The organism is Streptomyces sp. NBC_01116 (genome assembly GCF_041435495.1).
GTDB lineage: Bacteria > Actinomycetota > Actinomycetes > Streptomycetales > Streptomycetaceae > Streptomyces.
This window is the reverse complement of sequence record NZ_CP108644.1, coordinates 7,053,273-7,076,333: the sequence shown is the minus strand read 5'-3', so window position 1 is coordinate 7,076,333 and position 23,061 is coordinate 7,053,273. Positions and strand designations below refer to the sequence as shown.

Annotated in this window: 17 protein-coding genes; 14 read left to right on the top strand and 3 right to left on the bottom strand. The window is 72.4% G+C overall.

The features are described 5' to 3' along the window. Window positions 1-215: 215 nt before the first annotated feature. From OG245_RS30975 to OG245_RS30960, 4 genes are all read left to right on the top strand, one after another. The gene (locus tag OG245_RS30975) at window positions 216-911 is read left to right on the top strand and encodes a haloacid dehalogenase type II (RefSeq protein ID WP_371626642.1); all 696 of its coding nucleotides are present in this window, start codon (window positions 216-218) and stop codon (window positions 909-911) included. A gap of 187 nt (window positions 912-1,098) precedes the next feature. After that, entirely contained in the window at window positions 1,099-2,403 is a 1,305-nt protein-coding gene (locus tag OG245_RS30970) for a DUF692 domain-containing protein (RefSeq protein ID WP_371626641.1), read from the top strand. A gap of 5 nt (window positions 2,404-2,408) precedes the next feature. After that, window positions 2,409-3,449, top strand: a complete 1,041-nt coding sequence (locus OG245_RS30965; RefSeq protein ID WP_371626640.1) for a TIGR04222 domain-containing membrane protein — start codon at window positions 2,409-2,411, stop codon at window positions 3,447-3,449. Between the two features lie 129 nt (window positions 3,450-3,578). Further along, window positions 3,579-5,141, top strand: a complete 1,563-nt coding sequence (locus OG245_RS30960) for an alpha/beta hydrolase (RefSeq protein WP_371626639.1) — start codon at window positions 3,579-3,581, stop codon at window positions 5,139-5,141. Window positions 5,142-5,297: 156 nt separating this feature from the next. Here the strand turns inward: OG245_RS30960 and hemQ are convergent, their stop codons facing one another. Then, window positions 5,298-6,026 (bottom strand): hydrogen peroxide-dependent heme synthase, encoded by a 729-nt coding sequence (hemQ, locus tag OG245_RS30955; protein ID WP_371626638.1) that lies wholly within the window; start codon window positions 6,024-6,026, stop codon window positions 5,298-5,300. 4 nt (window positions 6,027-6,030) lie between these two features. After that, complete coding sequence (gene hemG, locus OG245_RS30950) at window positions 6,031-7,542, bottom strand: protoporphyrinogen oxidase (protein WP_371626637.1); 1,512 nt, start codon at window positions 7,540-7,542, stop codon at window positions 6,031-6,033. Window positions 7,543-7,668: 126 nt separating this feature from the next. On the opposite strand from hemG, the gene OG245_RS30945 reads away from it, so the two are divergent. Both OG245_RS30945 and OG245_RS30940 read left to right on the top strand, forming a co-directional pair. Further along, entirely contained in the window at window positions 7,669-8,649 is a 981-nt protein-coding gene (locus OG245_RS30945; RefSeq protein WP_371626636.1) for a DUF4349 domain-containing protein, read from the top strand. 67 nt (window positions 8,650-8,716) lie between these two features. Continuing rightward, entirely contained in the window at window positions 8,717-10,105 is a 1,389-nt protein-coding gene (locus OG245_RS30940; protein ID WP_371626635.1) for an FAD-dependent oxidoreductase, read from the top strand. A 49-nt stretch (window positions 10,106-10,154) separates the two neighbouring features. On the opposite strand, the gene hemE is transcribed toward OG245_RS30940, so the two are convergent. Next, window positions 10,155-11,252 (bottom strand): uroporphyrinogen decarboxylase, encoded by a 1,098-nt coding sequence (hemE, locus tag OG245_RS30935; protein ID WP_371626634.1) that lies wholly within the window; start codon window positions 11,250-11,252, stop codon window positions 10,155-10,157. A gap of 92 nt (window positions 11,253-11,344) precedes the next feature. Here hemE and OG245_RS30930 point away from each other — a divergent pair, with 92 nt between their 5' ends. The 8 genes from OG245_RS30930 to OG245_RS30895 all read left to right on the top strand — a co-directional run bounded on the left by OG245_RS30930 (window position 11,345) and on the right by OG245_RS30895 (window position 23,036). Beyond that, window positions 11,345-12,001, top strand: coding sequence for a DUF3000 domain-containing protein (locus OG245_RS30930; protein ID WP_371626633.1), 657 nt, complete (start codon window positions 11,345-11,347; stop codon window positions 11,999-12,001). 214 nt (window positions 12,002-12,215) lie between these two features. After that, on the top strand, window positions 12,216-12,878 hold the full coding sequence (locus OG245_RS30925; protein ID WP_003965521.1) for a response regulator transcription factor: 663 nt from the start codon (window positions 12,216-12,218) through the stop codon (window positions 12,876-12,878). Between the two features lie 114 nt (window positions 12,879-12,992). Continuing rightward, window positions 12,993-14,264: an HRDC domain-containing protein gene (locus OG245_RS30920; protein WP_371626632.1), complete on the top strand. Its 1,272-nt coding sequence runs from the start codon at window positions 12,993-12,995 to the stop codon at window positions 14,262-14,264. 299 nt (window positions 14,265-14,563) lie between these two features. After that, the gene (locus OG245_RS30915) at window positions 14,564-15,790 is read left to right on the top strand and encodes an acetyl-CoA C-acyltransferase (RefSeq protein ID WP_371626631.1); all 1,227 of its coding nucleotides are present in this window, start codon (window positions 14,564-14,566) and stop codon (window positions 15,788-15,790) included. Next, a complete protein-coding gene (locus OG245_RS30910; protein WP_371626630.1) occupies window positions 15,787-17,916 on the top strand; it encodes a 3-hydroxyacyl-CoA dehydrogenase NAD-binding domain-containing protein in 2,130 nt (709 codons plus the stop codon). Before OG245_RS30915 ends, OG245_RS30910 begins: the two co-directional genes overlap by 4 nt. 173 nt (window positions 17,917-18,089) lie before the next feature. Further along, the gene (locus tag OG245_RS30905) at window positions 18,090-19,133 is read left to right on the top strand and encodes a signaling protein (RefSeq protein ID WP_371626629.1); all 1,044 of its coding nucleotides are present in this window, start codon (window positions 18,090-18,092) and stop codon (window positions 19,131-19,133) included. Between the two features lie 299 nt (window positions 19,134-19,432). After that, window positions 19,433-21,448 carry a hypothetical protein gene (locus OG245_RS30900; protein WP_371626628.1) on the top strand — a complete coding sequence of 672 codons (2,016 nt, stop codon included), beginning with the start codon at window positions 19,433-19,435 and terminating at the stop codon, window positions 21,446-21,448. A 91-nt stretch (window positions 21,449-21,539) separates the two neighbouring features. Then, window positions 21,540-23,036: an SDR family NAD(P)-dependent oxidoreductase gene (locus OG245_RS30895; protein WP_371626627.1), complete on the top strand. Its 1,497-nt coding sequence runs from the start codon at window positions 21,540-21,542 to the stop codon at window positions 23,034-23,036. The last annotated feature ends 25 nt before the right edge of the window (window positions 23,037-23,061 follow it).

Sequence of the window (23,061 nt, the reverse complement as noted above, 5' to 3'; positions counted from 1 at the left end):
GAGGATAGCTTCCGGAGGGCCCCGGCCCCGGTCGGCGCGATCGCGTCCGAGGGTACCCCGGCCCGCGCCGCGACCGCCTCCGCCGGCCGGGCAGGCGCCCCGGGGACATGCCGCCGATCGGCCCAATCGGGACCCCGCACCGGCCCGGGGGCCAGCCTGTGCCGGGTGATGGCGCTCGCGTGGTGCGGCGCCCGGACACGGGAAGGGGAGAGCGGATGCCCCGGACACACGGGATCGAGGTCGCCGTCTTCGACGTCCTCGGCACGATGGTCGACCAGCCCGGCGGGCTGCGGGCCGCGATCCGCGCCGCGGTACCCGCCTCCGACGCGACGTCGGCCGACCGGCTGCTCGCCGTGTGGGAGGAGCACGTCGAGCGCGAGCAGCGGCGCATCGAGGACGGCGAACGGCCCTACGCGGACTCCGCCGCCCTCGACCGCGAGGCCGCGGCACGGGTGGCCGAACGCGCCGGACTCACCGACCCCGCCGCCGTCCGGCGCCTGGCGACGGCCAGTCAGCGCCTCGACCCCTGGGAGGACTCCCGCGCCGGACTCGCCGGTCTGGCGCGGCTGTTCCCCGTCATGGGTCTCAGCCATGCCAGCCGCGCGACCCTGCTCCGCCTCAACGCCCATACCGGCCTGCGGTGGCACCAGGCGCTCTCCGCCGAGGACGCCCGGGCCTTCAAGCCCGCGAAGGAGGTCTACCAGCTCGCCCTCGACGCCGCGGGCTGCCCTCCGGAGCGCGTGGTGATGATCGCCGCCCATGCCTGGGACCTCCGGGGAGCCCAGGCGGTGGGCATGCGCACGGCCTACGTCCACCGCCCGGGCGGCGACCCCCCGAAGGAGACCGACGCCTTCGACTGGCGGGCGGACGGCCTGGAGGAACTGGCCGCAGCGCTGGCCCCGGCCGCGTAGACGGGGGCGAGCGGGAGGACGCCCCTGTCCTGCGGACCGCCCACGATGAGGCCGGTGCCCGACGGGCGCGGCGGTCCGGGAACCTCAAATCCAGCTCTGAACGTCCCCCCGGTCGGGTTCATCGCCGCCTGACGGGGCCATGACCCCTGCACAGAACGAGGTGAGCCGGGGGGACGGGGGAGACACCATGGAACTGGGCATCGGTATCGGCTGGCGGCCGGAGATCGCGGACGAGGTGGAGGCGCTGGCGGGGATCGACTGGGTCGAGGCCGTCGCGGAGAACCTCTGCGACGGCCATCTCCCGGACTCCCTGCTCCGGCTCCGCGAGCGCGGCGTGCGGGTGGTGCCGCACGGGGTGGCGCTCGGGCTCGGCGGCGCCGACCGCCCGGACCCGGTACGCCTGGCCTCGCTCGCGGCGCGCGCCGAGCTGCTGGGGACGCCGCTGGTGACCGAGCACATCGCGTTCGTACGGGCCGGTGGGCCGCTGACCGCGTCGCCGAGGCTGGAGGCGGGCCATCTGCTGCCGGTGCCGCGCACCTGGGACGCCCTGGACGTGCTGTGCGAGAACGTGCGGATCGCACAGGACTCGCTGCCCGTGCCGCTCGCCCTGGAGAACATCGCGGCGCTGATCACCTGGCCGGACGAGGAGCTGACCGAGGGGCAGTTCCTGGCGGAGCTGGTCGAGCGGACCGGGGTGCGGCTGCTGATCGACGTGGCCAACCTGCACACCAACCACGTCAATCTCGGCCAGGACCCGGCGAAGGCGCTGGACGAGCTGCCCGTGGAGGCCATCGCGTACGTCCATGTGGCGGGCGGCGTCGAGCGGAACGGCGTCTGGCACGACACGCACGCCCACCCGGTGACCGCTCCGGTCCTTGAGGTGCTGACCGAGCTGCGCTCCCGGGTCGACCCGCCGGGCGTGCTGCTGGAGCGCGACGACGCCTTCCCGCCGGCCGCGGAGCTGGCGGGCGAACTGGAGGCGATCCGGGCGACGCTGCGGCGGGCGGCTCCCCCGGCTCCGGCCGAGGGCCCGCGCCCCGCTGTACGGGGCGAGGGCCCTCCGCCCGCCGCCCCCGTGCCGGCCGGAACCCGCGACCGTACCGCCGTCGCGCAGACCGCGCTGCTCTCCGCGCTGGTGGCGGGAACGCCGGCCCCCGAGGGCTTCGACCACCGGCGGTTGCGGGTGCAGGGCCGGGCGCTGGCCGCCAAGCGCGCGGACGTCGTCGCCAAGGTGGCGCCGGAGCTGCCGGAGATCCTCGGCGACGGCTACCGCGCCGCGTTCCTCGCGTACGCCGGGGGCCGCCCGATGTCCGGCGGGTACCGGCGCGACGCCCTGGACTTCGCGGAGCACGTGCTCGTCACGGGCGGTCCCGCCGATCCGGTGGAGCGGCGCCGGCTGACGTACTGGTGGCAGGACCGGTCGGGCGCCCGTCCTCCGCGTCGTACCACCCGTCTGGTCCGGGCGGCCCGTGCCGCCCTCGTGGGGAAGTGACCGCCGTGAACACTCTCGCTCTGCTGGCGACCCTCGGGGTCGTCGTCTCCTCCGTGCTGCTCGTCGCCAGGGCGGTGGCCGAGCGCTCCCGCCGCCCCTCCGCGGGCCCCGGCGTCGCCCTTCACGACCTGTACGAGGTGGCGTTCCTGAACGGCGGTCCGGCCAGGGTCGTGGACACCGCCCTGACGGCCCTGCACGCGGATGGCCGGCTGGTCGTCGGCGGGCCCGGCATCGTCGCCGCCCGGCGGGTGCAGGCGGACGACCCGGTGGAACGCGCGGTGTTCCAGGAGCTGGCCGCCGCCCCGAACGGCGCCCTGCACGGCCTGCGGGAAGCGGTGATGCGGCACCCCGCGGTCCAGGAGACCGGCGACGGGCTCGCGGCTCGCGGCCTGCTGGTGCCGCCCCACCGGATCCGGCCGCTGCGGCGGTGGGGGCTGGTCCAAGGGGTGGCGTGCCTCGTCGCGCTGCCGTTGAGCCTGGTGCTCACGTTCGTGCAGTACGCCGTGGACGACTCACTGGACTTCGCCGTCCCGTTCATCGTGAAGATGCTGCCCGCGATCCTGATCGGCGCGTTCAGCGGGCTGATCGTCGCGGCCTCCTCCGCGAGCCGCATCACGAAGTCGGGCCGGCATGCCGCCCTGGCGTTCCGCACCGCCTACGCCCATGTGGCGACGCCCGCCCATCTGGTCGCCACGCTGGGGCTCCGCGCCCTGCCGGACCCGGTGTTCCAGGCGCAGCTGATGGCAGCGGCACGGCTGAGCGCTCCGCGCGGGCGGTCCTCCGCGTACGTCGCCGACGGCACGACGGCGGGCGTCACCGCCGTCGGCGTGACGACGGTCTGGTGTGCCGCCTCCGGTCCCGGCGGATCCAGCTGCGGGGAGTCCAGCGGAGGCGGCTCCGGACCGAGCGGCGGAGGCGGCTCCGGATGTTCCTCGGGATCCGGCTGCGGGGGGAGCAGCGGATCGAGCTGCGGCAGCTCCGGCTCGGGAGGTTCCGGTTGCGGTGGCGGTTCGGGCGGATCGAGCTGCGGCGGGGGCGGCTCCTGAACCGGGCCCCGTGCCGCGGAAGCCGACCGCCCATCGGAGTCACGGAACCGGACATGGCCGGGCGGTGCTGGACATCGCGTCCCCGCCCGCCCGACCATCCCTCTCCGCATCCGCAGAGAGGGCCCGCGCGTGAGAACTGCTGCGCTGTACACATCGATCGGCTCCCTGGTCCTGTCCGCCCTGGCCGCCGCTCCCGCCGGGGCCTGGGAGGGCCGGGGCCCCGCCGAGGCCCGGGGCACCGCGATCGCCGCCGCCCGCGCCACGGCCGCCGGGATCGATTTCGGCTCCTGCCCGGAGAAGGAGATGCTCCCGGACTCCCTGAAGTGCGGCACGGTGAAGGTGCCCCTCGACTACGCCGACCCGGACGGGAAACAGCTCGAACTGACCGTCAGCCGCACCGGGGCCACCGGCCCGGCGGAGAGCCGGCAGGGCGCGCTCGTCTACAACCCGGGCGGTCCCGGCGCCTCCAGCATCACCTTCCCGATGGCCGGGGAGCTGCCGGAGTGGAAGGAGATCGCCGAGGCGTACGACCTGGTCGGCTACGCCCCGCGCGGGGTGAACGGCTCCTCCGCCCCGCTGACATGCCAGGACCCGGCGGCGTACACGAAGGGCCCGACCGACGCGCCGACGCACCCGACGCGGGAGGACAAGGAGCGGCGCGTCGCCCGCGCGAAGGCGTACGCACAGGGCTGCGCCGAGCACGCGGGCGAGACGCTGCGGCACTACACGTCGCTGAACAACGCCCGTGACCTGGACGTCCTGCGGGCCGCGCTCGGCGAGGAGCGGCTGACGTTCATGGGGGCGTCCTACGGGACGTACTTCGGCGCGCTGTACGCGACGCTGTTCCCCTCCCACGTACGGCGGATGGTCTTCGACTCGGTGGTCGACCCGGACCCGGAGCAGATCTGGTACCGCTCCAACATGGGCCAGTCGCTGGCCTTCGAGGCGCGTTGGGAGGACTTCCGCCGCTGGGTGGCCAAGCACGACGACGTGTACCACCTGGGGACCACCCCGGAGGCGGTGCGGAAGCACTACGACGAGGTGCGCGCCGAGCTGGCCAGGAAGCCCGCGGGCGGGAAGGTCGGGCCGGGGCAGCTGCACTCGGCGTTCCTGGCGGCCGGCTACTACGACGACTACTGGGCGATGCGGGCGACGGCGCTCTCCGAGTACGTCCGGGGCAACCCGGAGCCGCTGGTCTCGCAGGCCTCCCCGCGTGCGGTGGCGGCGCCGGACAACGAGAACGCCCAGGCGGTGTACACGGCCGTCGAGTGCAACGACGCGCCCTGGCCCGAGGACTTCGAGGTGTGGGACCGCGACCACACGGACCTGGCGCGCGTCGCACCGTTCGAGACGTGGGACAACGCCTTCGCGAACCTGCCGTGCGCCTTCTGGCCCGCGCCGAGGCAGCGGCCGCTGGAGGTCGGGACGCGGTGGGGCGAACTGCCGCCCGTGCTGATCCTGGCGGCGGAGCGGGACGCGGCGACCCCGTACCAGGGGGCGCTGGAGCTGCGGAGGCGGCTGCCCGGGTCGTCGCTGGTGACCGAGCGGGACGCCGGGACGCACGGCATCGGCGGGGCCGGGAACACCTGTGTCGACGATCATCTGCGCCGGTATCTGCTGACCGGTGAGGTGCCGGGGCGGGGTGCGGACTGCGCCGCGCACCCGGAGCCGAACCCGGTGTCGCTGGACTGACCCTCCGGCGGGCGGCACGGAGCGGGGGCCGCCGCACCGGACGGTGCGACGGCCCCCGAAGCCGAACCCGGTGTCGCTGGAAGGCCGGGCGGCACGATCGGTGCCTGGTGCCCGCCCTTCTGATCTTCCGGGTTGGGGTGGTGCGGGACTCGCTGGTTATGCGAGCCCGGCCACCAGGTCTGCGACGCTCTTCCTGCGGCCCGTGTAGAACGGGACCTCCTCGCGCACGTGGAGACGTGCCTCGGAGGCGCGCAGGTGACGCATCAGGTCGACGATGCGGTACAGCTCGTCCGCCTCGAAGGCGAGGACCCACTCGTAGTCGCCCAGCGAGAACGAGGCGACGGTGTTGGCGCGGACGTCCGGGTAGCCCCGGGCCATCTTGCCGTGGTCCGCGAGCATGCGGCGGCGGTCCTCGTCGGGCAGCAGGTACCAGTCGTAGGACCGGACGAAGGGGTAGACGCTGATGTAGTCGCGCGGCGTCTCGTCGGCGAGGAACGCCGGGACGTGGGACTTGTTGAACTCGGCCGGTCGGTGCAGCGCCATGTTCGACCAGACCGGGTCGAGGGCGCGGCCGAGCCTGGTGCGCCTGAAGAGGTTGTACGCCTCCTGGAGCTCGTCCGAGGTCTCGGCGTGCCACCAGATCATGAGGTCGGCGTCGGCCCGCAGCCCGGACACGTCGTAGGTGCCGCGGACGGTGATGTCCTTGGCCGCGAGCTGGTCGAACAGCTCCTGGACCTCGTCGGCGTATCCCGCGCGGTCCAGCGGGAGCACGTCGCGCAGTTTGAAGACCGACCACAGGGTGTAGCGGATGACCTCGTTGAGGTCCTTGGCCTTCTTGCCGGCGTTCGGACTCTTGCTTGATGTCACAGTCTCAGGAGCACTCATACGGCTATTGTCCCGCCTCGCTCCCCGTGCCCCGAACCAGGGTCGACGTGGCGATGATCTCTCCCGTGATCTCTTCCCCGATCTCCCCCGCGGCCTGCCCCGTGATCTCCCGGACGATCTCGTCGGCCGCCCGGCGCGCGCTCGCGACGCAGGCCGGGATGCCGACCCCGTCGTAGACCGCGCCGCAGACCCGCAGCGCGGGCAGCTTGGCGACCTCGTCGCGGATGCGGGCGACCCGGGCGAGGTGGCCCACCGGGTACTGCGGCAGGCCGCCGATCCAGCGGGTGACCTCGGAGTCCACGGGCCGGGCGGTGAGCCCGGTGGCCGCGGCGAGATCGCGCAGGGAGACGGCGACGAGCTCCTCGTCCTCGCGGTGCAGATGGTCCTCCTCGCCGTACCTGCCGACGGAGGTGCGGAGCACGAAGAGGTCGGGGGCGCTGTCCGCGACCCACTGCCATTTGTTGCTGGAGAAGGTGGACGCCTTGATCGTGTGCCCGTCGACCGGCGGTACGAGGAAGCCGGAGCGGCCGCGCAGGGCCTCGTACCGCTCGATGTCGGCCCGTCGGAAGGCGAGGGTGACCAGGGCCATCGAGGCGTACTCGACGCCGGACAGCTCGGCGGAGGCGGCCGGGGACTCGGCGGCCAGCAGGGTGCCGGCGGACCAGGCGGGGGTGGCCAGGACGATGCCGTCGGCGGCGATCGTCCGGGTGTCGGTGCGGACGGCCCAGCCCGTTTCCCTCCGGGTCAGGCCCAGGACGGGGGTCTCGGTGAGGATCTCGCCGCCACCGGCCCGTACGGCGTCCGCGACGGCGGCCGGGAGGGTGCCGATGCCGCCCTCGATGCCCTGGAAGACGGGTCCGGTCGGCTGCCGGGCGGCGGCCCGCTCCTGGATGCGGCGTACGCCCTCCAGCAGCGGCCCGCCCTCCTTCACCGCCTCGAAGAGCTGGGGGACGGCGGCGCGCATCGAGATCCGGTAGGCGTCGCCCGCGTAGACCCCGCCGAGGAGGGGCTCCACCAGCCGGTCCACGACCTCGCGGCCGAGCCGGTCGGCGACGTACGCGCCGACCGCGACGTCGTCTCCGACGGGGGTCGGGGTGAGGTCGCGCTCCTCGGAGATCCGGGCCAGGCCCTCGGGTGACAGCACCTCGCCGAGCGCCGCCGGGTCGCCGGGGACGCCCATGACGTGCCCCTGGGGCATGGGGCGCAGCGCGTCGCGCGTCCACAGCGAGGCGGTGGCGGTGGCGGGCGGCTGGAGGCGGTCGGCGAGGCCCACCTCGCGGGCCAGGGCGACGGCCTCGGGGCGCCGGGCGAGCATCGACTCGGCCCCCAGGTCGACCTGGACGCCCGCGACCTCGCCGGTCATGAGCTTCCCGCCGAGCCGGTCCGTCGCCTCCAGGAGGGTGACCCGCAGTCCGGTGGCGACCAGGCGGTGGGCGGCCGCCAGGCCGGCGATGCCGCCGCCGATGACGACGACGTGGCCCGGGGGCGTTTCCGCACGCTGTTGAGAACGCTGCATGGGTCCACTCTCTCAAACCCGTTCCGCGTCCTGACCGTGACCACTTCGAAACCGCCCACCGGCAACCGGTCCCGGAGCGGGCGCGTCGAACCGGCATCATCAACCACCGTCCTGGGGGGACCCGTTATGGAATGGGACAGCAGAACCGATCGATCCTTCGCCCGCGGGCGAGCCGCGCTCGTCGCCGGGGTGCTCGGCCTCCTGCTCGCCGTCGGCGGCTGCGGGGCGCCGTCCGACGCGTCGGACGGCGCGAAGGCGGCGGACAGCAAGTACGCGCCGCCCGGGGAGCAGGAGGGCGCCGCCGCGGACGCGGACGGGGCCGCGTCGTCGGCCGAGAAGCGGGCGGACGGGAAACCGTCCGGGGCGAAGGCGGCGCCGAAGCCGGGCGCGGCGGCCACCCACGTCATCCGCACGGCCACGCTCTCCGTCGAGGTGAGGAGCGTGCCGAAGGCGGTCGCCGCCGCGCGCGGTGTCGCGGAGGGCGCGGGCGGCCTGGTGGCGACGGAGAACACCGAGCGGCTCGACGACACCTACGAGACCTCGCACCTGGTACTGCGGGTGCCGCAGGACCGGTTCCAGGAGGTGCTGCGGGAGCTGTCCGGCTCCGGGAAGCTGCTGTCGCGCACCTCGAACGCGAAGGACGTCACCGACCAGGTGGTCGACGTGGACAGCCGGATCGCGACGCAGCGCGCGAGTGTGGCGCGGGTGCGGGAGCTGATGGACCGGGCCGAGAGGATCAGCGACGTGGTCGCCCTGGAGGGCGAGCTGAGCAGCCGTCAGGCGGACCTGGAGTCACTGCTCGCCCAGCAGTCGAGCCTGAAGGACCGCACCTCGCTGGCGACGATCACCCTGGACCTGACGCCGCCGGACGCCCCGGACGACGACGGGCGGGAGGAGGACACCGGGTTCCTGGACGCGTTGGGCGGCGGCTGGGACGCGTTCGTGACGATGCTGCGGTGGATCGCGGTGGCGTTCGGGGCCGCGTTCCCGTTCCTGGTCACCGGGGCGCTGGCGCTGTCCGTGTGGCGGGTGCTGCGGGCCCGGCGGGCGGCCCGCGGGGCCCCGGCGGCTCCCCGGCCGGAGGCGGAGGGCACGTCGACTCCCTGACCGCCGTAGCGTGGGGCTCCGACTTGGTGATGCGCCCGACCGGCGCGTCGGCGAAAGGGGACCCGGCATGGCAGCGGAGCGACTGGTGGTCATCGGCGGTGACGCGGCGGGCATGTCCGCCGCGTCACAGGCCCGCAGGCTGAAGGCGGCGGACGCGCTGGAGATCGTCGCCTTCGAGCGCGGCCACTTCACGTCGTACTCCGCGTGCGGCATCCCGTACTGGGTGAGCGGCGACGTCGAGGCGCGCGACGACCTGATCGCCCGCACCCCCGAGGAGCACCGGGAGCGGGACATCGATCTGCGGATGCGGACCGAGGTGACGGAACTCGACGTGCCCGGCCGGCGGGTGAAGGCGCTGGACCGGGAGAGCGGGAAGACGTACTGGACGGGCTACGACAAGCTGGTGATCGCCACCGGGGCCCGTCCGGTGCGCCCGGCGCTGCCCGGGATGGACGCGCCCGGGGTGCACGGGGTGCAGACCCTGGACGACGGGCAGGCGCTCCTGGACTCGCTGGACGCCCTGGGCGCGACGGAGAGCCGCCGGGCGGTCGTGGTGGGCGCGGGGTACATCGGCGTCGAGATGGCCGAGGCGATGCTCAAGCGGGGCTTCGAGGTGACCGTCCTCAACCGGGGCGAGCAGCCGATGGCGACGCTCGACCCGGACATGGGGCGGCTCGTCCACGACGCGATGGACGGGCTGGGCATCACCACGGTCAACGGGGCGGCCGTCACCAGGATCCTGACCGGTCCGGACGGCCGGGTGAGCGAGGTGGCGACGGACGCCGGGACGTATCCGGCGGACGTGGTGGTCCTCGGCATCGGCGTGGAGCCGGAGACGGAGCTGGCGCGCGCGGCGGGACTGCCGGTGGGCCCGCACGGCGGGCTGCTGACGGATCTGTCGATGCGGGTGGCGGGCCACGACGCCATCTGGGCGGGCGGCGACTGCGTGGAGGTCCTGGACCTGGTGGCGGGCCGCACCCGGCACATCGCGCTGGGCACGCACGCCAACAAGCACGGCCAGGTGATCGGTTCCAACGTCGGGGGCGGCTACGGCACGTTCCCCGGCGTGGTCGGTACGGCGGTGAGCAAGGTCTGCGACCTGGAGATCGCCCGGACCGGGCTGCGGGAGAAGGACGCCCGGGCGGTCGGGCTGCGCTACGTGACGGCGACCATCGAGTCGACGGGGCGGGCGGGCTACTACCCGGGGGCGAAGCCGATGACGGTGAAGATGATCGCGGAGCTGCGCACGGGCCGGCTGCTCGGGGTGCAGATCGTCGGCCGGGACGGGGCGGCGAAGCGGGTGGACGTGGCGGCGGTGGCGCTGACGGCCGGGATGACGGTGGAGCAGATGACGGCGCTCGACCTGGGGTACGCCCCGCCGTTCTCGCCGGTCTGGGACCCGGTGCTGGTGGCCGCCCGCAAGACGGTGACGGCGGTGCGGGGCGCGGGGAGCTGAGAGCCGCCGGGGGCCGGTTCTTTCGTCCGGCCCCCGTACGACCGTCTCCTCAGCGCGCGGTCTGCTCGTGGACGTAGCCCACGAGGCGGGTGAGCGCGTCCGGGTCCATGTTCGGCATGACGCCGTGGCCCAGGTTGAAGATGTGGCCCTCCAGTCCGGCGGCGGCGTCCAGCACCTCGCGGGTCTTCTCCTCGACGGCCGGGGCCGGCGCGAACAGCACCGCCGGGTCGAGGTTGCCCTGGAGCGCCTTGCCGGGGCCGACGCGGCGGGCCGCCTCGTCCAGCGGGACCCGCCAGTCGACGCCGACGACGTCCGCGCCGGCCTCGCCCATCAGGCCCAGCAGCTCGCCGGTGCCGACGCCGAAGTGGATGCGGGGGACGCCGTAGGGGGCGACGGCGTCGAAGACCTTCGCGGAGGCGGGCAGCACCGCGCGGCGGTAGTCGGCGGGGGCCAGCGCGCCGACCCAGGAGTCGAAGAGCTGGACGGCGGAGGCGCCGGCCTCGATCTGCACCTTGAGGAAGGCGCCGGTGATCTCCGCGAGCCGGTCGACGAGGTCGGCCCAGAGCTGCGGGTCGCCGTACATCATGGCCTTGGTGCGCTCGTGGTTGCGCGAGGGGCCGCCCTCGACGAGGTAGCTGGCCAGCGTGAAGGGGGCCCCGGCGAAGCCGATGAGCGGGGTGGCGCCCAGCTCGGCGGTGAGCATACCGATGGCCTCGGTGACGTACGGGACGTCCTCGGGGGTGAGGTCGCGCAGCCGGGCCAGGTCGGCGCGGGTGCGGATCGGCTCGGCGATGACGGGGCCGACGCCGGGCTTGATGTCGAGGTCGATGCCGATGGCCTTCAGGGGCACGACGATGTCGCTGAAGTAGATCGCGGCGTCGACCTTGTGGCGGCGTACGGGCTGCAGGGTGATCTCGGCGACCAGCTCCGGCATCATGCAGGAGTCGAGCATCGCGATGCCCTCGCGGACCTTCAGGTACTCGGGCAGCGAGCGCCCCGCCTGCCGCATGAACCAGACCGGCGTGTGGGAGACGGGTTCGCGGCGGCAGGCCCGCAGGAACGCCGAGTCGTGGGTGGCGTGGCGGACCGCGTCGAGGCTGGCGGAGGTCGTCTTCTGCTGGCCCGAAGGGCTGTCGTTGGCACTCACGCACAGAATCTTCGCACGCGTGCCGAAGGAGCCCGGCCCCGCACGGGTGTCTCTCCCTGCGCGGGGCCCGGCTTCCGCCTACTCTTCCCCGCATGGCTCCGGCTCAGGGACAATTTTCCGATCATTCCGACGGCGTTGAAAGCAAGGACCGCGCGGAGGGACCTTCCGTGCCGCCCGCGTTCGCGGCGGCGGTCGAGGCGCTGCGCTCCGCGCGCCTGCGCCCGGAGCTGGAGGTGGAGGTGACCAGGCCGCCCCAGCGGCTCGCTCCGCACGCGTACGCCATGGAGGCGGCGGTGGTGGACGGCGAGGACGATCTCGCGGACGGCAGACTGGTCCTGCTGCACGATCCGGCGGGGCACGACGCCTGGAAGGGCGCGTTCCGGCTGGTGACGCTGGTCCGGGCGGAGCTGGAGCCGGAGATGGCGGTGGACCCGCTGCTCCCGGAGGTGTGCTGGTCGTGGCTGACGGGTGCGCTGGACGCGCGGGGCCTGTCCTACGGAGAGGCCGGCGGGACGGTGACGCGCGCCGGATCGCACTACTTCGGTGCGCTGTCCACGCGCCGCCCGGCGACGCAGATCGAGATCCGGGCCTCCTGGACGCCGAAGGAGTCGCGCGGCGGTGTGCCGGACACGGCGGCACACCTGATGGCCTGGGGCGATCTGCTGTGCCAGATCGCGGGACTGCCACCGTCGGATCCGGCGGACGCGGCGGTGGTGACGCTGCCGCAACGGCGCGGGCCGCAGGTTTAGTAACACTCCGTCACCCGTTTCGCACAAGCACCGGCTCTCTTTTCGTACAATCGATCGCGCGTCCTATTTGCCCGAATTGTTACTCATCAAATCGCGATCTTCCCCTAAAGGAGGACGGGTCCGCTGCCGAAGAGGTCAATGACCCTTCAAGCACGGTTCGCCCCCGGTTCCATCCCCCGAGCCGGCCCGTCCCGCCACTCCCCCAGGAGGCCTGGTGTCCGTTCTCCTTGAGCAGCCCGCAAGCCTGGTCGCCTACCGCCCGAACAAGCCGACGGCCATGGTCGTCGTGGCCGACCCGCGCGTCCGTTCCACCGTCACCCGCCATCTGTGGGCCCTCGGAGTACGTGACGTCATCGAGGCGTCGTCCATCGCGGAGGCACGCCCCCGCGTCGGCAACCCGCGCGACATCTGCATTGCCGACGTCCACCTGCCCGACGGTTCCGGGCTGACCCTGCTGTCCGAGACCCGTGCCGCAGGCTGGCCCAACGGTCTCGCCCTCTCCGCCGCCGACGACATCGGCGCCGTTCGCAACGCCCTCGCGGGCGGCGTGAAGGGCTACGTCGTCACCGGCACCCGAACCAACATCGGCCACCCCACCCGCCCCGGCGTCGCCCCCATCGGCGCCAACGCGGCCCGTATGCACCGCAGGCCTCCCGGCTCCCCGAGCCACCCGGGCGGCTACCGCGAACTGTCCGGACGTGAGGTGGAGGTGCTCCGCCTGGTCGCCGAAGGCCAGTCCAACAAGGCCATCGGCGTCTCGATGGGCCTCTCCGCCCTGACCGTCAAGTCCCACCTCGCCCGCATCGCCCGCAAGCTCGGCACCGGAGACCGTGCCGGCATGGTCGCGGTCGCCCTGCGGACGGGCATCATCCACTGACCGCACCCCGCCGGGACGTGCACCGATGTGCCTCCGGCTGGAATACGCGCATGGCCGCCCGTCGACGGAACGTTCCGTCGACGGGCTCCGTGCATACACAGATACCCTTGACACGTGACCGACGCCCAAGAGACCGCAGCAGACACTTCACTGCGAACCACCGGGGGCGCTCCCCCGGACGACGTCGCCCCGGCGCCGATCCCCTTGCTCGAACCGCGCGAGGGCATTCCCCCGGTGGTGACGTCCGACGACGCCCTCGCCGGGGTGATCGCGGCCTTCGCCGCGGGCACCGGCCCGGTGGCCGTCGACGCCGAGCGCGCCTCGGGGTACCGCTACGGCCAGCGCGCCTATCTCGTCCAGCTGCGGCGCGAGGGTGCCGGCAGCGCCCTGATCGACCCGGTCGGCTGCCCCGACCTCGCCGGACTCGGCTCCGCGCTGTCGGGCACGGAGTGGATCCTGCACGCGGCGACCCAGGACCTGCCCTGCCTGCGGGACATAGGCATGACCCCCACCTCGCTGTTCGACACCGAGCTGGCCGGACGGCTCGCGGGCTTCCCGCGCGTCGGCCTCGGCGCGATGGTGGAGAACGTCCTCGGATACGCCCTGGAGAAGGGCCACTCCGCGGTCGACTGGTCCACCCGCCCGCTGCCCGAGCCCTGGCTGCGCTACGCCGCGCTCGACGTGGAGCTCCTGATCGACCTGCGCGACGAGCTGGAGGAGGAGCTGGAGCGGCAGGGCAAGCTGGAGTGGGCCCGGGAGGAGTTCGACGCCATCGCCTCCGCGCCGCCCGCGCCGCCCCGCAAGGACCCCTGGCGCCGCACGTCGGGCATGCACAAGGTGCGCCGCCGCCGTCAGATGGCCGTCGTCCGGGAGCTGTGGACCGCCCGCGACCAGGTCGCCCAGCGCCGCGACGTCTCCCCGGGCAAGGTGCTCGGCGACGCCGCGATCATCGAGGCCGCGCTCGCGCTGCCGGTCGACGTACAGGCCCTGACCGCGCTGCCGGGATTCGGCCACCGCATGGGACGCCGTCAGCTGGAGCAGTGGCAGGCGGCCGTGGAGCGGGCCAAGGCGCTGCCCGAGACGGCGCTGCCGCAGCCCGGTCAGCAGCCGGCCGGACCGCCTCCCCCACGCTCCTGGGCCGACAAGGACCCGGCCGCCGCCGCCCGGCTCTCGGCCGCCCGCACCGCCGTCACCGAGCTGGCCGAGCGCCTCCACATGCCCCAGGAGAACCTGATCACCCCGGACACCGTGCGCCGGGTCTGCTGGGAGCCGCCGAAGAACCCGACCCCGGGCGCCGTCGAGGACACCCTCGCCGGGTACGGGGCGCGGAACTGGCAGATCCAGCAGGTCGCCCCGCTCCTGGTGCGGGCGCTGGACGCCTCCTGACACACCCCCGTTCCCGTGACGCAACGAACACCCCCGGTCACCGACCGGGGGTTTTCCGCTTCCCGGACCCTGCCCGCGGACCGAACCGATGGTCGAAATCGCGCCAGGTTCACGGGCTCTTTCCTCCATCGCGCGGCGGCTTCGGCGGGCCCTGCCGGGCGCCGGGGCGGTGTGACCTTCGACGCTCCGGCCGTGGGGGGTGGGCAGTCTGGTTACCCGCAAGTAGCATGAAGGCAGGCGGTGCGCCCCCGTGGCGCGCCCCGCAGCAGTGCCATCCCGCACCCTGGAGGAGAGCCACCGTGCCTCGTACCATCCGGGACGTCGTCTTCGTCGACGGCGTCCGCACCCCGTTCGGCAAAGCGGGCCCCAAGGGCATCTACCACGAGACCCGCGCCGACGACCTCGTCGTGAAGGCCATCCGGGAGCTGCTGCGCCGCAACCCGGACCTGGACCCCAAGAAGATCGACGAGGTCGCCATCGCCGCGACCACGCAGATCGGGGACCAGGGCCTCACGCTGGGCCGTACCGCCGGAATCCTGGCCGGTCTGCCGCAGTCCGTCCCGGGCTACTCGATCGACCGCATGTGCGCGGGCGCGCTGACCGCCGTCACCTCGACGGCCGGTTCCATCGCCTTCGGCGCGTACGACGTCGTCGTGGCCGGTGGCGTCGAGCACATGGGCCGCCACCCGATGGGCGAGGGCGTCGACCCGAACCCGCGCTTCGTGTCGGAGAAGCTGGTCGACGAGTCCGCCCTGTTCATGGGCATGACCGCGGAGAACCTGCACGACCGCTACCCCACGATCACCAAGGACCGCGCCGACGCCTACGCGGTGCGTTCGCAGGAGAAGGCCGCCAAGGCGTACGCCAACGGCAAGATCCAGCAGGACCTGGTGCCGGTCTCGGTGCGCCGCACCAACGCCGAGGCGGGCGAGACGGGCTGGGGCCTGGTCACCGCCGACGAGCCGATGCGCCCGGGCACCACCATGGAGTCGCTGGCCGGTCTGAAGACCCCGTTCCGAGCCCACGGCCGCGTGACGGCCGGTAACGCCGCGGGTCTCAACGACGGCGCCACCGCCTCCCTGCTCGCCGCCGAGGACGTCGCCAACGAGCTGGGCCTCCCGGTGAAGATGCGCCTCGTCTCCTACGCCTTCGCGGGCGTCGAGCCGGAGGTCATGGGCTACGGCCCGATCCCGGCGACCGAGAAGGCGCTCGCCCAGGCCGGTCTCTCCATCGAGGACATCGGTCTCTTCGAGATCAACGAGGCGTTCGCCGTGCAGGTGCTCGCCTTCCTGGAGCACTACGGCATCGCCGACGACGACGCCCGCGTCAACCAGTACGGCGGCGCGATCGCCTACGGCCACCCGCTGGCCTCCTCCGGTGTCCGGCTCATGACGCAGCTGGCCCGGCAGTTCGAGGAGCAGCCCGAGGTCCGCTACGGCCTGACGACCATGTGCGTCGGCTTCGGCATGGGCGCGACCGTCGTCTGGGAGAACCCGCACTTCAACGCTGACGGAGGCAACAAGTGAGCTCCACCACTGAGCTTCTGAAGGGTGCGGCAGAGCTGTTCCCCGGCGAGGTCGTGACCCAGGCGCACGTACGCCACCTGGACCTGCCGTCCGGCGCCGGGCGGTTCGCGCTCATCACGCTGGACAACGGCCTGGACCACACCAAGCCGACCACCTTCGGACCGCAGTCGCTGGCGAACCTGAACGCCGCGATCGACCAGGTCGAGAAGGAGGCGTCCGAGGGAACCATCACGGGCGTCGGCATCACCGGCAAGCCGTTCATCTTCGCCGTCGGCGCCGACCTCAAGGGCGTCGAGCTGCTCGGCCGCCACGAGGACGCGCTGGCCATCGGCAAGGGCGGCCACGACGTCTTCCGCCGCCTCTCCGGCCTCGCGGTCCCCACCTTCGCGTACTACAACGGCGCGGCCATGGGCGGCGGTGTCGAGGTCGGTCTGCACTGCACCTACCGCACCGTCTCCACCGCCATCCCCGCGTTCTCGCTGCCCGAGGTCTTCCTCGGCCTGGTCCCCGGCTGGGGCGGCTGCGCGCTGCTCCCGAACCTGATCGGCGCGGACCGCGCGGTCTCGGTGATCATCGAGAACTCGCTCAACCAGAACCGCCAGCTCAAGGGCAAGCAGGTCTTCGAGCTCGGGATCGCCGACGCGATCTTCGAGGGCGCGGACTTCCTGGAGCAGTCGCTGATCTGGACCGCGGCCGTCCTCAAGGGCGAGCTCGCCGTCGAGCGGCCCGAGATCGACCGCGGCGAGGGCTGGGACGCGGCTGTCGCCCGCGGCCGGGCCATCGCCGACTCCAAGGTGCACGGTGCGGCCCCGGCCGCGTACCGCGCGCTGGACATCATCGCGGCGGCGAAGGACGGCGACCTGTCCGCCGGCTTCGACGCCGAGGACCAGGCGCTGGCGGACCTGATCATGGGCGGCGAGCTGCGCAGCGGCATCTACGCCTTCAACCTGGTCCAGAAGCGCGCCAAGCGCCCGGCCGGCGCCCCGGACAAGAACCTGGCCCGCCCGGTCACCAAGGTCGGCGTCGTGGGCGCGGGTCTGATGGCCTCGCAGCTGGCGCTGCTGTTCCTGCGCCGCCTGGAGGTCCCGGTCGTCCTCACGGACATCGACCAGGCGCGCGTCGACAAGGGTGTGGGCTACGTCCACGCCGAGATCGAGAAGCTGCTCGGCAAGGGCCGTATCAACCAGGACAAGGCCAACCGCCTCAAGGGCCTGGTCTCCGGTGTCCTCGACAAGGCCGAGGGCTTCGCGGACGCGGACTTCATCATCGAGGCCGTCTTCGAGGAGATCGGCGTCAAGCAGCAGGTGTTCGCGGAGGTCGAGGCGGTCGCCCCGGCGCACGCGATCCTCGCCACCAACACCTCCTCGCTGTCGGTGACCGAGATGGCGTCGAAGCTGAAGAACCCGGAGCGGGTCGTCGGCTTCCACTTCTTCAACCCGGTCGCGATCCTCCCGCTGCTGGAGATCGTGCGCGGCGAGCGGACGGACGACGCCTCGCTGGCCACCGCGTTCGGTGTGGCCCGCAAGCTGAAGAAGACCGCGGTCCTGGTGAAGGACGCCCCGGCGTTCGTCGTCAACCGCATCCTCACCCGCTTCATGGGCGAGATCCAGAACGTCATCGACGAGGGCACCCCGGTCGAGGTCGCGGAGAAGGCCGTCGAGCCGCTCGGCCTGCCGATGTCCCCGCTGGTGCTCCTGGAGCTGGTCGGTCCGGCCATCGGCCTGCACGTCTCCGAGACCCTGAACCGCTCCTTCCCGGAGCGCTTCACGGTCTCCGAGAACCTCGCGGCGGTCGTCAAGGCCGGCAAGCGCGGCTTCTACGTCTACGACTCCGGCGCCCCGGTCCTCGACCCCGAGGTCGCGGCCCTCCTCAAGCAGGGCGACACCGTCCTGACCGAGGAGCAGACCCGTGACCGTGTGCTCGACGCGGTGGCGCAGGAGATCGGCCTGATGCTGGACGAGGGCGTCGTCGCCGAGGCCCAGGACATCGACCTCTGCCTGATCACCGGTGCGGGCTGGCCCTTCCACCTGGGCGGCATCACGCCGTACCTGGACCGTGAGGGCGTCTCCCAGCGGGTGAACGGCAAGCCGTTCCTGGAGCGGGGCGTGGCGAGCGTGCCGGCGTAACGCTCACGACGGACGGAACACGGAGGGTACGGCCCGGCGACGGGTCGTACCCTCCGTGCCTGCCCGGACCGGTCCCGGTGGAGTGATGACAGAATGACCTGATCTCTTCCCCCAGCAGCCCCGGAAGTGGACGGTCGCCGCCGTCCATGGGCAGGACGGCGTTCACGCACCGCATGACGGACACCAGGAATCACCTCGGCCGCAGGGCGGTCCTCCTCGCGGGCGGTGGCGCGGCGATCGCCGCGGCGGGCGGCGTGCTGAGCTGGGTGAGCGGGCGCGAGGACCGTGTGCGGCCCCCGGCGACGGCCGGGCTGTTCGCCGTGGAGGAGGCGGTCGGACTGCTTCCGCCGAGTCCGTTGCGCACCGTCAGCGGGCCCCAGTCGTTCGCCTTCGACGCCGCGGGCGACCGGGTGTACACGCTGCAGGTGATGGCGGACGGGCTCCGGCTCCCCGACGAGGAGGAGCCCGTGTCCGGTCACGACCGGAAGATGGCGGGCGACCTGTGCGTCTCGGTGCTGTCCCTCGCGGGGAGTGCCGTCGGGCACATGTATCTACGGGGGTTCGGCCACGGGGTCTCGATGGGCGTGGAGTCCTCCGGCGAGGACGTGGCTCTGTGGGTGGAGTCCGACGTGGACGAGCGGACCGGTTACGGACGTGCCGTCGCCCGGGTGCCCTTCCGTGACGGGTCCGTCCTGGACAGCTCGTCGCCGGCCGTGCGGCATCACCGGCCGCTGCCGGGCAGCCGCCAGCTCCATCCCGCGTTCGATCCGGTGGACGGCCGGGTCCTGGTGAGTCACTGGGTCGGCGAGGCGCACCATTACGCGGTCTACCGGGCGGACGACTTCCTCGACGGACGGTACGAACCGCTGCACACCGTCGCCGACGGCGCCCTGCGGGAGGGCGAGTGGGTCCAGGGGTGCGCGCTGCACGGGAACCACATCTACCAGCTGACCGGCAAGGGCTACACGGACGAGGACGGCGCCAACCCTCCGTCGGGCGGGGGCGACACCTTCGTGTCGGCGTTCGATGTGCGCACCGGCGAGGTCGCGGGCCGCCGCAAGGTCACCGTGGCGCCCGAGCTGGAGTACCGCGAGCCCGAGGGGTTGGCGGTGCGGGCCGCACCGGAGCTCCAGCTCTGCGTGGGCTTCTCCGTCAAGACACCGGAGCGTCGGCTCCTGGCCGTCTACGCGTGCCCGGCTCCGGGCACCGCGAACTGAGCCGACGCCACCGCAGTTACATGTGACGCATATCCCGCAATTCGATCACGTGACAGCCAAGCGTTCATAACTGTTCGGCATCCAGACGACAATTGTTCTACTTTTAACCCTTGAAAGTTCTCGGTTGAGTCCGACCAGTGTCTAAAGTTTGATCGGATGCTTCACAAGTTCCTTACACACCGTCCGCGTCGGAGTCTCATCGCGGCACGGCCCCCACTGTGACGTGCGGCAGTCCCTGTTACTGGCCGGCACCGTAGCCAGCGCCGCACAAGATCATTTGAGGGAGGGGTCGGCAGCCCATGGGCAAGCAAAAACGTCAGGCCGTGCTGGGGGTCCTGATCACAGCTGCTCTGGTGCTGAGCTTCGTGACCATGATGGCCGCGGTCGTGATGGTGTCGCTGCCCGTCTTCGCCGCGGCGGCCGCCGTCAGCTATCTGGCCGACCTGCTCCTGCACACCGCCGAGTCCTCCACCCTGGACCGGCTGCGGGACTCGCGGTTCGGGCTCACCATCCGCTTCCTGATCCGCCAGTTCCTGCTGCTCGCGCTCTGCGGCGCCATCATCGACCTCGACTCGTTCGTCATCCAGATGACGGCGGTGGGCCTGCTGCTGCTCTTCACCCTGCAGCTCGTCTACGGGGCGATGGTCAAGCGGGTCAAGTCCGAACGCGCGGCACTGCCCTTCACCACGCGCGGGCTGGACCTCGAAGCCCTGGGCATCCGCCGCCTGCCGCATCCGTTCCTGACGAGCAAGCACGTCCGCAAGACGCTGCACCTGGACGTCCCGCTGGTGGCCGGTGCGATCGGCACCGTCGCCACGGACGACTGGAAGTACGTGACCTTCGGCGGGATCGCCACGGTCTGGCTCGCCTTCCTGGCCGTGCTCGTCCTGCTGCCCGGCGCCCGGAACGCGCTGATCCTGCCCACCCCCGACGAGGCCCTCGACGAGCTGAACTGGCAGCTCGGGCAGTACCGGCCGCAGGTCGCCCTGTACTTCACCTTCGCCGCCGTCTCCCGGGACTTCATGTACCAGGTGAACATGTGGCTGGAGTCGCTGGAGGAGCTGGACCTGCGCCCCATCATCGTGCTGCGCGAGCGGGCCACCCTGCGCTTCCTGGACGCCACCTCCGTGCCGGTCATCTGCGTCCCCAAGGCCGAGTACCTGGCCCGCGTCGAGATGCCCGAGCTCCGCGTCACGCTCTACCCCGGCAACGCCGGAAAGAACGTGCACATGCTCCAGCGGCACGAGGTCAAGCACGTCTTCATCGGTCACGGCGACAGCGACAAGCTGGCCAGCAGCAACCGGGTCAGCAAGGTCTTCGACGAGATCTGGGTGGCCGGACGCGCCGGACGCGACCGCTACGAGCGCATCAAGCACGCGGTGACCGCCCACCAGATCGTGGAGGTCGGCCGGCCGCAGCTGATGCCCCTGCGCCGCTGGACGGGTTCGGTCGACAACGAGATACCCACCGTCATCTACGCCCCCACCTGGGAAGGCTGGACGGACGACGCCTGCTACACCTCCGTCATCCCGGCGGGCGAGCACCTCATACGCACCCTGCTCTCGTACAAGGAGCAGCTGCGGATCATCTACAAGCCGCACCCGCTGACCGGCACCCGCTCCCCCGCGGCCGCGGCCGCGCACCGGCGCATCATCGCGCTCCTCCAGGAGGACAACACCCGCCGGTTCGGGCGCAAGATCCTCGACTCGAAGACCGCGGGCCGCCGGCTGGCCCGGATCGACAAGCGCCTCGCCGCGCTCCAGGAGCGGGGGGTCCGCTCGAAGTACCCGGACCTGACCGAGGCGGAGCGGACCACCCGTATCCGTAAGTTCCGCCACCAGGCCGGCGCGCTGTACTGGGACTCGCTGCCCGTCGACGCGCACCATGTCGTGACCGACAAGGTGCCCACGCTGTACGACTGCTTCAACCACTCCGACCTGCTCATCGGGGACATGTCGAGCGTGGTCTCGGACTTCGTGGCGACCCGTAAGCCGTACGCCATCTTCAATCTCGAAGGACTCCCCGACGCGGAGTTCCGCAACGAGCAGCGCACCGCGTACGCCTCGTACCTCCTGGACGCCGAGTGCAACGGTCTGGAGACGGCGCTCACCGCCATGCTCTCCGTGGACCAGGACGTGATGGCCCCGTACCGCGAACAGCTCAAGGAATACCTGCTGGGTCCGGACAACCCGCCGTCGACCATCCGCTTCGCCGAGGCCGCGAACACGCTGTACCGGTCCGGGATCCGGGACTTCCCCGTCGAGCACCCGGACCAGCCCGGCTTCCCCGGCCAGCAGCCGCGCCAGCCGGCCTGAGCGCGTACGGCCGCCGCGCACCCCGCTTCGCCCGGACGCTCCGCGTCCGGGCCTCTCGTCCACCCTCACCCCGACAGGAAGCAGGCTCCACTTGACCACGCTCGCCCCCCGTCGCCGCACCGTCGCCGTCGTCCTCGCCGGTGGCACCGGCCAGCGCATCGGGCTCGCCATCCCGAAGCAGCTCCTGAAGATCGCGGGGAGGCCCATCCTGGAGCACACCCTGCGGGTCTTCGAGAACGCGCCGGACATCGACGACGTCATCGTGCTGATGACGCCGAGCCATGTGGCCGAGGCCGAGAAGATCGTCGCCGGGGCGGGGCTGCGCAAGGTGTCGGCGGTACTGGCCGGGGGCGCCACCCGCAGCGAGACGACGAACATCGCGATCGCCGCGGTGTCCGGGCGGTCCGGCGCCGACGAGGACTGCAACCTGCTGTTCCACGACGCCGTGCGCCCGATGCTGTCCCAGCGCGTGGTCACGGAGTGCGTGGCCGCGCTGGAGCGCTACAGCGCCGTCGACGTGGCCATCCCGTCGGCCGACACCGTCATCGTCACCCGGACGCACGGGGACGACGGGGAGTTCATCACCGAGGTGCCCGACCGCGCCCGGCTCCGGCGGGGGCAGACCCCGCAGGGCTTCCGGCTCTCCACCATCCGCACCGCGTACGAACACGCCGCCGCGGACCCGTTCTTCCAGGCGACCGACGACTGCTCGGTCGTCGTGAAGTACCTGCCCGACGTCCCCGTCCACGTGGTGACCGGCGACGAGTACAACATGAAGGTGACCCAGCCCGTCGACGTCTTCATCGCCGACAAGCTGTTCCAGCTCGCCTCCACGACGGCCCCGGCGCACAGCGGCGAGGAGTTCTACCGGGACCGGCTGGCGGGCCGGACCATGCTCGTCTTCGGCGGCTCGTACGGGATCGGCGGCGACATCGCCCGGATAGCGCGGGAGTACGGGGCGAACGTCTACGCCCTCGGGCGCTCCACGACCGGCACCCACGTCGAGAACCCCGACCACGTGGACGAGGCGTTCGCCACGGCGTACGCCGAGACCGGCCGGATCGACTTCGTCGTCAACACGGCGGGCGTACTGCGCATCGGCCGGCTCGACCAGGCCGACAACGCCACGGTCCGCGAGGCGATGGAGGTCAACTACCTCGCGCCCGTGAACATCGCCCGCACCTCGTACAAGTACCTGGCCGAGAGCCGCGGGCAGCTGCTGCTCTTCACCTCCAGCAGCTATACGCGCGGCCGCGCCGAGTACAGCCTCTACTCCTCCACCAAGGCCGCCATGGTCAACCTGACCCAGGCGCTGTCGGACGAATGGGCCGAGGACGGCATCCGGGTCAACTGCGTGAACCCGGAGCGCACCGCGACCCCGATGCGGACCAAGGCGTTCGGGCAGGAGCCGGAGGGTTCCCTGCTCTCGTCCGAGGAGGTCGCGCGCAGCTCGCTCGACGTGCTCCTCTCCGCGATGACGGGGCACGTGATCGACGTACGGCGGCAGGACCCGACGTCGGCGCCCGACTCCGCCTTCGAATCCGCGCTCTCGCAGGTCCTGAACCACTCCGAGAGCCAGACCGACTGAGCCGCGCCGCACGGCCATTGATCCA